The 12,469-nt window shown below is 68.9% G+C and carries 11 protein-coding genes; 3 read left to right on the top strand and 8 right to left on the bottom strand.

What is annotated here, in order from left to right; genetic code table 11:
* Nucleotides 1–47: 47 nt before the first annotated feature.
* Nucleotides 48–1,883, bottom strand: a complete 1,836-nt coding sequence (locus KXD98_RS03320; protein WP_260761868.1) for an alpha/beta hydrolase family protein — start codon at nucleotides 1,881–1,883, stop codon at nucleotides 48–50.
* Nucleotides 1,884–2,008: 125 nt separating this feature from the next.
* Between KXD98_RS03320 and KXD98_RS03315 the strand changes: the two genes are divergently transcribed.
* Nucleotides 2,009–3,034: an NAD(P)H-dependent glycerol-3-phosphate dehydrogenase gene (locus KXD98_RS03315; protein WP_260761867.1), complete on the top strand. Its 1,026-nt coding sequence runs from the start codon at nucleotides 2,009–2,011 to the stop codon at nucleotides 3,032–3,034.
* A gap of 6 nt (nucleotides 3,035–3,040) precedes the next feature.
* On the opposite strand, the gene KXD98_RS03310 is transcribed toward KXD98_RS03315, so the two are convergent.
* From KXD98_RS03310 to grcC1, 3 genes are all read right to left on the bottom strand, one after another.
* Nucleotides 3,041–3,568, bottom strand: coding sequence for a hypothetical protein (locus KXD98_RS03310; RefSeq protein ID WP_396882342.1), 528 nt, complete (start codon nucleotides 3,566–3,568; stop codon nucleotides 3,041–3,043).
* Nucleotides 3,569–3,715: 147 nt separating this feature from the next.
* On the bottom strand, nucleotides 3,716–4,585 hold the full coding sequence (htpX, locus tag KXD98_RS03305) for a zinc metalloprotease HtpX (protein ID WP_260761865.1): 870 nt from the start codon (nucleotides 4,583–4,585) through the stop codon (nucleotides 3,716–3,718).
* Nucleotides 4,586–4,672: 87 nt separating this feature from the next.
* A complete protein-coding gene (gene grcC1 / locus KXD98_RS03300) occupies nucleotides 4,673–5,680 on the bottom strand; it encodes a nonaprenyl/(2E,6E)-farnesyl/geranylgeranyl diphosphat synthase (protein WP_260761864.1) in 1,008 nt (335 codons plus the stop codon).
* Nucleotides 5,681–5,701: 21 nt separating this feature from the next.
* Between grcC1 and menJ the strand changes: the two genes are divergently transcribed.
* Nucleotides 5,702–6,937, top strand: coding sequence for a menaquinone reductase (gene menJ, locus KXD98_RS03295; protein ID WP_260761863.1), 1,236 nt, complete (start codon nucleotides 5,702–5,704; stop codon nucleotides 6,935–6,937).
* The gene (locus tag KXD98_RS03290; protein WP_260761862.1) at nucleotides 6,934–7,353 is read left to right on the top strand and encodes a GAF domain-containing protein; all 420 of its coding nucleotides are present in this window, start codon (nucleotides 6,934–6,936) and stop codon (nucleotides 7,351–7,353) included. Before menJ ends, KXD98_RS03290 begins: the two co-directional genes overlap by 4 nt.
* 21 nt (nucleotides 7,354–7,374) lie before the next feature.
* Here KXD98_RS03290 and KXD98_RS03285 read toward each other — a convergent pair whose 3' ends face one another.
* Genes KXD98_RS03285 through KXD98_RS03270 form a run of 4 tightly spaced genes read right to left on the bottom strand, consistent with a single transcriptional unit; the run spans nucleotide 7,375 to nucleotide 12,414 of the window.
* A complete protein-coding gene (locus KXD98_RS03285; protein WP_260761861.1) occupies nucleotides 7,375–7,986 on the bottom strand; it encodes a carbonic anhydrase in 612 nt (203 codons plus the stop codon).
* An 11-nt stretch (nucleotides 7,987–7,997) separates the two neighbouring features.
* A complete protein-coding gene (locus tag KXD98_RS03280; protein WP_260761860.1) occupies nucleotides 7,998–8,342 on the bottom strand; it encodes a P-II family nitrogen regulator in 345 nt (114 codons plus the stop codon).
* Entirely contained in the window at nucleotides 8,339–10,900 is a 2,562-nt protein-coding gene (locus KXD98_RS03275) for a DUF2309 domain-containing protein (protein WP_260761859.1), read from the bottom strand. Before KXD98_RS03275 ends, KXD98_RS03280 begins: the two co-directional genes overlap by 4 nt.
* Nucleotides 10,897–12,414, bottom strand: a complete 1,518-nt coding sequence (locus tag KXD98_RS03270) for a proton-conducting transporter membrane subunit (RefSeq protein WP_260761858.1) — start codon at nucleotides 12,412–12,414, stop codon at nucleotides 10,897–10,899. Before KXD98_RS03270 ends, KXD98_RS03275 begins: the two co-directional genes overlap by 4 nt.
* Nucleotides 12,415–12,469 lie beyond the last annotated feature (55 nt).

The raw sequence follows: 12,469 nt of genomic DNA, 5'->3' as shown, positions 1-12,469 counted from the left end.
GACGGTCAGCATCGTGATCAACAGTCGGCGAGTCAGCACAGGTCGTCCTAGATCGGATTGTCGTAGGTGTGGTCGGAGGTCACCGATCGGTTGGGACGACCGGCTTCGGGATCGAGCACAGCGGGCCCGACCGGGATGTCGGTGTGGGGCAACGGGATGTCGCCCAGCGGGGTGGGAATGCGGTCGGGAGTGCTGAGGGTGTGCGGCACCCGCTCGCCGGCCAACATCCCCAAGTCACCCAACGCATCTCCGTGTCCGGTCGCAATCGCAGTCGCGCTGTACAACGATTCGCTGCCCATCGTGTAGTAGTACGAGTGGTCGTTGAAGTCCATCATGTCCCCGCCGGGCACCTCGGCCCGGAATCGGACAGCGCCGAACGACTCGGCAGCAGCGTCATTTCCCAGACCGATCCCGGTTCCGAGTCGATCGGCCAGTGGCCCGTTGAGGACATCGGCGGCCGCCCCGCTCGCGCCGATCCAGCCGACCGGGTCGGTCGAGGCGTTGCCGACGTAGACCTGCCCGCCCTGCAGATCGAAGTCGGCCGCGCTGCGCGCCAGATCAGTTCCCGGACAACCCAACAGCACCGCGTTGGTGGCCTGCATCCCACTCCCGGCGAAGGCATCGGCCACGGTGGTCGACCCATAGGAATGGCCCAGGACGGTGATGGTCGGCGCATCCGCCCCGGAGTGCGTCACGTGCAGGCTGTTGACATCGCCGGCCAGCAGTTCACCCCCGGCGCGCGCCAGCATCGGGTTGGCGATCCTGGGATCGGCGAAGCTGTCGGGGGCGTCGTAACCCATCCACATCAGCACGGCGTTCTGCGCGCTCGGGTCGGCCATGTTCATCTGGTCGACCAGGTTGATCCCATCGTTGCGACCACTGTTGAGCCAGCCCGAACTCAGGCTGCTGCCGGTGCCCGGCACGATGACGCCGATGTTGTCGGCGGTGTCGGGGTTGCCCAGCGCGATGGCTGCGGTTCCCTCACCGCCGTAGGCCAACGGGTCGTAGCCGAACAGGTACACCGGCCGCGGACGGTTCGGGTTGTCACCGCCGCCCTGATGGTCCAGGCCCGCTTTGGCTTTCACGGCGTTCTGATACGCCGTGACATCGGACGCATTCAAGCCGTAGCGTTCGGGGGCCTCGGTGACCTGCTCGGTGCTCACGCCGTTGCTTTGGGCGGCCTGCTCGACGCGGGCGATGTCGCGTTGCATCGCGGTGCGGTTGGCCGCGTCGCGCACGTCGACGGGCACGCCGTCCAGGTTGCCCAACACGCCGGGTGCATTGTCGGTGAGCAGTTGCCGGTCACTATCGGACAACGCGTGCCACCACTGGTTGACCTCGTCGGCCGACGCGCCCGCGGGCGGCAACGTCGGCACCGGTGCGCCCGGCGGGTTGTGCGGGGCCGCCCCGCCCGCAGCGGTGCGCAGGGTCCCGGCGGTGGTCGCGTCGATATCGGAGAACAACTGCAGCAGCCGGTTGAGGATGGCGGTGAAGCCCGGTTCGAAGTGCTTGAGCAGCGGCGGGAACAGCGGCGCGCGGGCGCGGCCGTCGTCGCCGACCGTCCAGCCCGTCGCCCGCAGCGCGGCGACCAGGCCCAGCAGCCCGTCGCGGGTGCTGCCGAGTTGCGCGCCTCCGGTGGCCAGCGCGTCCTGCATCGCGTGCAGTCGCGCTCGCAATTGCGCCTGCGCGGTGAGGTCGCGCTCGGCGCGGGCGATGGCCGCGTCACTGGCTGCGCCCTGCCAGGCCGCGCGCAGCTGCGCCAACGCCCGACGCTGCGCCGCGATGACGGAGTCGAGCTCGTTGAGCACACCCGCGAGCCGGACGGCGGCGGCGGTCAGTGCCTGCGGGTCGGAGGCTTCCACCGTCGACAGCGTGACCGACACCCGCGACCCCCTCAGCAAAGTCGTGTCTCATTATGCCCACTGCGCCCAGCCGGTTTGCACACCAATCGGTCGACGCTCGCCAAACCTGCCCTGCCCGCCGGTCCGCCACTTTAATGTGATCTTCCATGGCACCTACGCAACGCGAAGCCAACGTCGTGGTCCTCGGAGGGGGCTCCTGGGGCACCACCGTCGCCTCGATCTGCGCCCGACGCGGACCGACCCTGCAGTGGGTGCGTTCAGAGGACACCGCGCGCGACATCAACGACAACCATCGCAACTCCAAATACCTTGGCGACGAAGTCGAATTGGCGCACACGCTGCGCGCCACCACCGATTTCTGCGAGGCCGCCGAGTGCGCCGACGTCATCGTGATGGGCGTTCCGTCGCACGGCTTCCGGGGAGTGCTGACCGAGCTGGCGACCTATCTACGTCCGTGGGTGCCGGTGGTGTCGCTGGTCAAAGGGCTCGAACAGGGCACCAACTACCGGATGAGCCAGATCGTCGCCGAGATCCTCCCCGGTCATCCCGCCGGGATTCTGGCCGGCCCCAACATCGCGCGCGAGGTCGCCGAGGGTTACGCCGCGGCCGCGGTCCTGGCGATGCCCGACCAATATCTGGCGGCCAATCTGGCACAGCTGTTCCGCACCAAAAGGTTCCGCACCTACACCACCGACGACGTGGTCGGTGTGGAGATGGCCGGCGCGTTGAAGAACGTCTACGCCATTGCCGTGGGAATGGGGTATTCGCTGGGCATCGGCGAGAACACCCGCGCGATGGTGATGGCCCGCGCAGTGGCCGAGATGTCCAAACTCGGTGTCGCGATGGGCGGCAACCGTGACACCTTCGCCGGACTGGCCGGCATGGGCGACCTGATCGTCACCTGCACCTCTCAGCGCAGCCGCAATCGCCACGTGGGCGAGCAACTGGGCCAGGGCAAGACGATCGAGGAGATCATCGCGGCGATGAACCAGGTCGCCGAGGGCGTCAAGGCCGCCAGCGTGATCATGGAGTTTGCCGACAAATACGGCATCTCCATGCCCATCGCGCGCGAGGTCGACGGTGTGGTCAACCACGGATCCACGGTGGAACAGGCCTATCGGGGACTGGTGGCCGAAAAACCCGGGCACGAGGTACACGGGTCGGGGTTCTGACCCGATCTAGTTGAAGAACGGGTTGGTGCCCTCAGGGCGGGCCAGCAGCGGGTTGACCGGGTTGACCACCCAGGTGGCGGTGGGGCTGACCACGAAACCCGACTGATTGCGGCTGTCGACGCATGCCGTGGTCACGCCGTCGGTGCCGCAGCTGACCGTGCCGAAGCTCAGCCGGGTGTTGGGCTCCAGCGCGTTGACCGGCCCGGGGTACATCGGCACCGGAGCTGAAGCGAAGCCGGGCACCCCACCGGTCGTGCCGCTGACCAGGTTCGCACCTCGCGGCGCACCGGGCAGCGGACCGTTACAGCCATAGCTTCCGGAACGCTGAAGCATGCACACCAGCTCGCCGACACCGAACGCATACGCCGTGCCCTCGTAGACCGCGAAGTCCTGCGGGTTCACCGGCGGATACACATTGACGTTCGGTGCGGGCGGTGGCGGCGGAGGCGGTGCGGGTTGAGCCGCGGCGAGCGGAGCGTGCAGGGCAGCGGCCGCTGCGAGGCCCGCAGCGCTGATCAGGAGTCGGGTCAGCACGTTCACAGCTTATGTGTCGTCGGCGCGGCCGGCAGTGTTTCAATTTCTCGGCTCAGCCTCGGTGTTTCAATTTCTCGGCTCGGCCTCGGTGTTTCAATTTCTCGGCTCAGCCTCGGTGTTTCAATTTCTCGGCTCGGCCTCGGGGGCTCAGCGGTGCGGGCCGGCCATCGCCTCCAGCCGCGCGATCCGGTCGGCGATCGGCGGGTGCGTCGAGAACAGCTGACCGATCTTCTCGCCGGACCGGAACGGATTGGCGATCATCAGGTGGGCCTGATCGGCCAGCTGCGGCTCCGGCGGCAACGGCGCGCGCTCGACACCGACGCTGATCTTGCGCAGTGCGTTGGCCAGTGCCAGCGGGTCACCGGTCAGCTCCGCACCGGACTGGTCGGCCTGGTACTCCCGCGAGCGCGACACCGCCATCCGGATGACCATCGCCGCGATCGGCCCCAGCAACGAAACCAGAAGGATCGCAAAAGGATTGGCACCACCCTGCCGGTTGCCGCCGAACATGCTGGCAAAAAACGCCAGGTTGGCCAGCGCGGTGATCACCGACGCCATCGCACCGGCGACACACGAGATCAGGATGTCGCGGTTGTAGACGTGGCTCAGCTCGTGGCCCAGCACGGCGCGCAACTCGCGTTCGCTGAGCAGCTGCAAGATGCCGGTGGTGCAACACACTGCGGCGTTGCGGGGGTTGCGGCCGGTGGCGAACGCGTTCGGTGCGGCGGTGTCGCTGATGTAGAGCCGGGGCATCGGCTGGCGTGCGGTGGTGGCGAGCTCACGCACGATCCGGTACATCGCCGGCGCCTGCATCTCGCTGACCGGCTGGGCGTGCATGGCCTTGAGCGCGAGCTTGTCGCTGTTGAAGTACACGTAGGCGTTCATGCCGATGGCGAACAGCACCGCCAGGAACATGATGTTGCGCCCGAACAGCGCGCCCACCCCGACGATCAGACCGGAGAACAGCACCAGCAACAGGAACGTCTTGGCCCTGTTGGCATGCGGATGCCAGGTCATCGCGGATCGCCTCCTTCAACAACGTGCCGGCCTGCAAGGGTCATCGCATACCCAACGCGCGTAGCGCCCGCCCGGGTTCCGCGATCGTCAGCCGTCTCGGCTGATGGTGTAGTCGACCAGCGAGGCCAGCGCATCCCGGCCCGGACCGTCGGGCAGGTGAGCCAGCTCCTGCTCGGCCTGGCGGGCGTACTCGGCCACCGTCTCCTTGGCCCGGCGGATACCGTCGGACGCGCGCAGCAGTCGCAGCGCCTCGGCGATGTCGTCGTCGTTGTCGATCGGTGCCACCAGCAGCTCGCGCAGCCGGTCGGCGCCGGGACCGGACTCGCGCAACGCGTAGAGCACCGGCAGTGTGTGCACGCCTTCGCGCAGGTCAGTGCCGGGCACCTTGCCCGACTCGTCGGGATCGCTGTCGATGTCGATGATGTCGTCTGAAATCTGGAACGCCGTCCCGACGATCGCCCCGATCCGGCTCAGCCGCTCGATCTGCTCGTCGTCGGCGCCGGAGAACGTCGCACCGAACCGGCCCGAGGCCGCGATCAGACAGGCCGTCTTCTCGTGGACCACCTTCAGGTAGTGCTCCACCGAGTCGACGTGGTCGGCCGCCCCCCGCGTCTCTCGCATCTGGCCGGTGACCAGCAGCGCAAAGGTGTCGGCGATAATGCGCACCGCATCCGGGCCGAGCCTGCTGACCAGGCGCGATGCGGTGGCGAACAGGTAGTCGCCGGCCAGGATCGCGATGTTGTTGCCCCAGCGGGCGTTGGCGCTGGAGGCTCCGCGGCGCATCTGGGCCTCGTCCATCACATCGTCGTGGTACAGCGTGGCCAGGTGCACCAGCTCGATGACCGCCCCGGCAACGGTGACCTGCCAGGAGTCGGGCTCGGGGCCCAGCTGCGCGGACAGCACCGTGAACAGCGGACGGAACCGCTTACCGCCCGCCTCGAACAGGTGCTGCACCGCTTCGGCCATCAGCACGTCGGCCTTGCCCAGCTCCTCGGACATCAACGCTTCGATCCGGGCCACCCCGTCGCGAACCTCCCGGGCGAACTCGGCATCCCCGAAGTCCACTCCTGCCACCACGTTCGCCGGTGTCCTCACACTGCCAACATACTGGGAACCATGGACACACCGGCGACCAGTAGTGCGGCCGACGTCGTCGTGGTCGGGGCCGGACCGGCCGGTTCAGCAGCGGCGGCCTGGGCCGCCCGCGCCGGTTATGACGTGTTGGTGATCGACTCCGCGGAGTTCCCCCGCGACAAGGCCTGCGGCGATGGGCTGACTCCCCGGGCGATCGCCGAGATGCGCCGGCTGGGGCTCGGTTCGTGGCTGGACGGCCGGATCGCCCACCGGGGTCTGCGGATGTCGGGATTCGGCGCCGACGTGGAGGTGCCCTGGCCCGGACGCTCGTTTCCGCCGTCGAGCAGCGCGGTGGCGCGTACCGAGCTCGACGACCGGATCCGCCTGGTCGCCGTCGACGACGGCGCCAAGATGAAGCTCGGCGTCAAAGCCGTCGGAGTCGAGCGCGTCCCCGGCGGGCGGGTGTCGGCGGTGGTGCTGGACTCCGGGGAGGCGATCCGCTGCGGACATCTGATCGTCGCCGACGGGGCGCGTTCGACGCTGGGCCGGAAGCTGGGCCGGCAGTGGCACAAGGAGACCGTCTACGGAGTGGCGGTCCGCGGCTACATCGCGACACCGCGCAGCGACGAGCCCTGGATCACCTCGCACCTGGAGCTGCGCTCGCCCGACGGCGAGGTGTTGCCCGGTTACGGCTGGATCTTCCCGTTGGGCAACGGCGAGGTGAACATCGGCGTCGGCGCGCTGGCCACCGCCAAGCGGCCCGCCGAGGCCGGGCTGCGGCCGCTGCTGAACTACTACACCGGGCTGCGCCGCGACGAGTGGGGCTTCGACGGTGACCCGCGGGCCGCGCTGTCGGCGCTGCTGCCGATGGGCGGCGCAGTGTCGGGCGTGGCCGGACCGAACTGGATGCTGATCGGCGACGCCGCGGCATGTGTGAACCCGCTCAACGGCGAGGGCATCGACTACGGGCTCGAGACCGGCCGGCTGGCCGTGGAACTGCTCGGGTCAGGCAGCTATGAAACGGCATGGCCGGCGGTGTTGCACGAGCACTACGCGCGCGGTTTTTCGATGGCGCGCCGGCTGGCGCTGCTGCTGACCTTCCCCCGGTTTCTGCCGCTGGCGGGACCGCTGGCGATGCGCTCGTCGGTGTTGATGACGATCGCGGTGCGGGTGATGGGCAACTTCGTCACCGACGAGGACGAGGACGCGGTGGCCCGGCTGTGGCGGGGCGCCGGTGCGCTGTCGCAGCGGCTCGATGCCCGCCGCCCGTTCTCGTGACGAACGTCTACCGGGCCCCGATGCGGTCACGCCGCGATGACGTCGACCCGCAGCTGGCGCTCGAACGCGCGCATGCGCACCGGTTGTGCGGATTCGGCCGGCACGGGCACGGCGACTCGTTGCCGCGTCGGGTGCAACGGCTGGCCGCGGTGCCCGACGGATCACTGGTGTGGACCCGTGACGGCGACGGCTGGTACTGGCTGGGCCGCATCGACGGACCGTATTTCTATGATGCCGACGGTGAAAGTGTCGACCTCGTACATGTGCGGCCCTGCACCTGGAGGACCGAGCCGGTGGCCGAATCACGTTGTCCGGCAGCGGTGGTCAAGACCTTCCACCGGGGCGGCCGCAACTTCCAGCAGATTCACCACCCGCACGTCGGGCAGGAGTCGGAATCGCTCTGGGAGCGCCGATAGTTCACGGCCGCCGCGGTCGGGTCACACGCACTCGGCCAGCGCGTCCTGATTCTCGCCGGCCGGTCCGAGCGTGGCGTGTACACGCAGCCGTCCATCGCGCAGGCCGATGCTGGCACACACGATCGCGCAGTCGCGGGTATCCACCCGAGCGGCGATGATCGGCGAGCGTTGCATGAGACCCAGACCGGTCTCGATCGCGTGCGCTGCGGCGACCTCGTCGGCTGAATCGGCGGGCGCGTGGCGCCGCACGATGGACCACAGCACCTGCTCGACGGCCGTGCGGGTGGCGCCATCAGGCAGGTCGGCGCGCTCCCACGCGCGCTGAGCGGTCCGCACTGCGTGGCAATCATGGTGGCCGAGCACCACGATCAGCGGCACGTTCAGACTCTGCACCGCGAACTCCAGCGTGGCCAGCACACCGGTGTCGATGACGTGTCCCCAGGTGCTGACGTCGAGCAGGGCACCTGCGCCCTGACCGAACACCGCGGTGCTCGGCACCGCCGAATCAGCACACCGGAAGACTGCTGCAGCCGTTGTGCCGCAGGCCAACTCGCCCGTCACGCGCAACGGGCCGGAACTCTCTCCGCCTGCACGCAGCCGTTGCCAAGCGGTCATCGGATCAATCATCATCATCGGGATTCCTCTCAGGTGGTGGGTGTTGGGCTGAAGTACTCAGGGCGACTGACGTAGGTCTCGGTCACGAACATCACCCCCGATGTCGCGTCGAGGAGCTGGCGCAGGCCGGCCAGCAGCGCCTCGGCCCGGGCGTCGGGGACCACGGTGATGACGAGCTCCAGTGCGGCCTGCTGGTTGAACAGCAGCCGGCCCTGGTGGTAACCGTGGTGGCCCAGTCCGGACACCCCGGACAAGCTGGTGAAGCCGGTGGCACCGACGCTTCGGATCAGGTCGCGCACCGCGGGTGCCTCCTGGCCCGGGACCACGACCTCGACCTTGGTCATCTTGGTCAGTGCCGACAATGTGGACGTCATCGGATCATCTCCTTCTCGGTGATCGGTTCGGGGTCTGCGGCCTCGGTCCAGGTACGCCAGCCCGCGCGGGTCCAGCGCTGCCAACCGGCCGTGCTGTCCTCGCGGGCCGCCACGGCGACCCAATCGTTGCCGAACATTCTCTGCAGTAACGGGTTTCGTTCGACGACCGTGTCGATACGGTCCAGCGGCGCCTGGATCACAGCCAGCAGACGTTGCGGTTCGTGGACCAATCGTTCGCCCTCGGCCAGCGATTGCCACGGCAGCCCCAGGCGCAGGTCGCCGTCATGGCCGGACAACACCCCGGCGGTGCCGACGACGTTGTGAATCGTCTTGCTGCCCGCCCCGAACGCCGCGGGTGCGACGGTGGAGAAGTAGTACTGGCAATTGATCCATTGCGCCACCACCAGCGGCGCGGTCAGTATCGTTTCCAGCGCGGTGCCGTCGGCATCGGTCGCCGCGTCGTAGGAGTGCAGGAAAGCCCGGCGCTGCAGGTCGATTCCGCGGGTCACCGAACGAGGGGCGACGATGAAGGCCGCGTTGCCCGCCAGGCCCCATTCCGGATACACCTGCGCCCAGTCCGCGGAGCGGGTTGCGACGTGGCGCGCCGTGCGTTTCGGTGACCTCGGTCTGCGGGCGCCCGGCAGCGTCGCGCACCGTTCGGCGGCCAGCGCGGCGCCGGCGGTGGCCAGGTCGGCTTCCAGGCGCTCCAGTTGGCCCCGGTGAGTGGGCGGCACCAGGTGCCGGTCGAGCACCACCACCCGGTCGGTGGCGGTGTCGTGTTGAGCAGCGACGAACACCGTGCGCTGCGGGATGTCGATGCCGCAGCCGCGCAAGGCGTCCCGCACGTCGGCTTGGTTGAGTATCGTCGCGGCGGTGCGAGCGTTGGGACCACCGGCTTGTCCGCCACACGCTCCGCAGTCCAGGGAGGCCTGATACGGGTTGTTCTCGGTGGTGCTGCCGTGCGCGCAGAACACGACCAGCGTGCCGAAGTCGCGGGTCAGTCCCATGGTGGTCAGCGCCGCCTCGGCGAACAGCGCCCGCTCAGCCAACGGGATGGCGTCACAGGCGAGTTGCGTCGGCGCGGGCGGGGCCACAAGGTCGCGTAGCCGTCGGCGCACGCCGGTGCTGGTGGCCGGAACCAGCGTTTTGGCGGCCGCCCACGGCGCGGCGACCCAACCGGCAGCTTCGGCCAGCGTGAACGGCGCCGCCATCGAGTCCTTGGCGGCATGGAAAGCCGTCTCGGCGCCGGCCAGGCAGGTCAGGCCGGTGATGCGCCGCGACGCCAGTCCGGCCGCCTCAGGCGCCGGATGCTCGGTGATGTCGTGGGCCGGGGCGATCAGGACCGGGCACAGGTCGGCGGGCTGCCCACCCAGCAGGTCGGTGAAGCGGATCGCGACCGCGAAGAACCCGGCGAAGCCGAAGGTTTGGTGGCCCGCGCCGGTCTCCAGATGCCGGCGCAACCCTTCGGACCGAGTGTCGATACAGGTGACCACCTGAATGTCGGCAGGTGAAGCAGACTGCGGCGTAGCGGGTTCCAACGTTTCCAGTAGCCGATCGCGGTAGTTTCCTTCGAATGCGTTTTGCCACAGCGACTCTCGCGCTGTCACCGGTAGCACTGTCAGCACCCGCGCGGCGGTGGACAGTTCGGCTTCGCTCACCCCACCCAGTCCCCATCGTGTCACCAGATGGGCGGCCCGCTCACGGGCTGACGGCAGTGCCGGCGGCTCTGTCACCGGCGCCGCGACCTGCTGCAGGTCGGGCAGCAGCGCCGACTCATAGCTGAGGCGTACCGCGGCGTACTGGGTCAGGTCGATGTCGATGCGCCGGCCGGTGCACCACTGGATGTGGGCGGCCCAACCGGGAAGCCTGGTCAGATGAGCCTGCAGGTAGGCGATTCGCGCGTCCTGGTCTACCGCGGCACTCTCCAGCGCCGCCAGCACCGCGTCCTCGGGGCGTTGGGGTGCTTCACGCAACGCAGCCCGGGCGGCGCGGGGCAATCGCCGGTCGCGGTGGGCCAGTTCCCGCCAGGCCGCATAAAAGCCCCGGTCTCGCCCGGGCATCGGCCAGGTCGCGCCACCGAAGAAGGCGGTGCACCACTTGGCGGTGTGGGCGTCGATGACGTCGGCCACCGTCGGGGCAGACTGCTCCGAGCGAGTCATGTTGCGACGCAAAGGCGGTGGTGCCGGAACTCCCTCGACCAGGTCGGCGCGCACGAGTTCGACCGCACTGAGAGTGCGTGGACCCAGTTGCAGGCGTGGCTCCTGGGCCAGGTTCGGGTAGCGCCGTTGCAGCACCCGATCGAGGTCGCTGTCGGTGATCCGGCCCTGCCGATACAGTGCCCGAAACTGGTCTTCGCTCAACGTGCCGCGGACCCCGTACAGATCGGCGGCGCGGCGCAGCGCCTGTTCGAAGGGCATCGCTTCCAGTCCGGCCAGCGGGTTGACCGCGATGAACGTCGAGAGTGGATAGTGCGTCGGCAGGACCCGCGCGGCCACTCCGATGTCGCTGCGCACCTGCGCGCGCGCTGATTCGACCGCAGCGGTCGATTCGGTGGTCATGGACGAACTCCCCTCATCGGTGGGTTGGGATAGCCGGCGACAAGTGCGTGGGCGTAGAGCGCTCGGTGCAGTCCCGGCCGGGTCTTCGACCACCGCAGCACCGAGAAGCCCGCCAGCATCAGCACGGCCGCGGCGACGATCGTCGTCACCGCTCGTGCCGACAGTGTCTCGGCCGGTAGCGCCGGGGCGAGGTAATCGGTGAGCGAGCTGACCACCGCCAGGTACGCGATGGCGGTCGGCAGAGCCACCAGCGCGGCGCTGAGCAGGGCGAACGTGTGCGCCCGTCGGGTCAGCCAGCCCCACGTCGCGGCTGCACCGGTCACCCAGGCGAACAGCAGCAATGCCATCCCGGAGCCGTGTTCGGTGACACCGGGCACCACCAGCGCGCCGGCGCTCAGCGCGGTGAGCGGTAGCAGCACCGCTGCGGCCAGATTGGTCGCGCGGGTGTGTCCGGACTGTTGCGGTGCCGTCGGCACCGATGCGGCGCGGCGGCGGTACGCGACTGCCGAGCCCGACCCCAGGAACAGCGTCGCCTTGTAGCAGCCGTGGGCCACCAGGTGGACGACCGCGGCCGCCCAGAGGCCGAGGCCGACGGTGAAGGTCATGAAGCCCATCTGGGCCATTGTCGAATATGCCAGTGCCCCTTTGACATCCGGCTTTACCAGCGAGATCACCGAGGCGTAGGCCATGGTTGCCGCCCCGGCGATCAGGGTGACCACCACGGCGACTCCGACGGTGCTGAGCGGACTCAGGCGGATGAGCAGGATGCCGCCGGCGTTGACGACACCGGCGTGCAGGAGCGCCGACACCGGAGTGGGAGCAGCCAGCGTGGCCGGAAGCCAGCGATGGAAGGGAATCTGAGCCGAGCGTGACAGTGCAGCGCACACCACCAGGACGGCCACCACCGCGGCCTGCGGTCCCCCGAGTTCCTGGACAGCCAGTCCGTCGAGGGTGACGTTGCCGGCCCGGGCGGTGATGACACCGACCGCCGCCCACAGCGCGGCATCGCCGATCAGGAACGCGACCACGGTGCGGCGGACACCCTCTCGGGCCGGAGGCAACTGCCAGTAGGTGGCCAGCAGCAGGCACAAAGCGACTCCAGCCAGCGTCCAGGCCAGCGCCAGGGTGACCAGGGTGGCCGCCAGTGCCAGCGCCGCCGAGGCTGCCGTGAGCATGCCGGCCCCCGCGGTGAACCAGTATCGGCGCGAGTCACCCGCGAGGTAACGGGACCCGAATGCCTGCACCACGGTGCTGATGCCGAAGACCAGCAGCAACAGCGCCACCGAAAGCTCATCGGCGGCAAGGCTGATCGGCCATCCATCGAGGGCGGTGACACCGCGGCCCCCGAGGATCCCGGCGGCCAGGCCGACCGCCGTCACGAACCCGGCCCCTGATGCCAGCACGCCGAGGCGGCCGAGTAGATCGGCGCCGCGGCCGCGAAGTCCGAAAGCGGTCAGGCCGACCAGCATGGGCGCGGCCACCACTGCGATCAGCACCGTCGCATCGCTCAACATACGAAGCACAGTACGTGTTTCTATATTCGTGAGTCAACCCTCGCATTTATAACGA

The sequence above is a fragment of the Mycobacterium sp. SMC-4 genome, assembly GCF_025263265.1.
Lineage (GTDB): Bacteria > Actinomycetota > Actinomycetes > Mycobacteriales > Mycobacteriaceae > Mycobacterium.
This window is presented reverse-complemented; position numbering and strand designations above follow the sequence as displayed.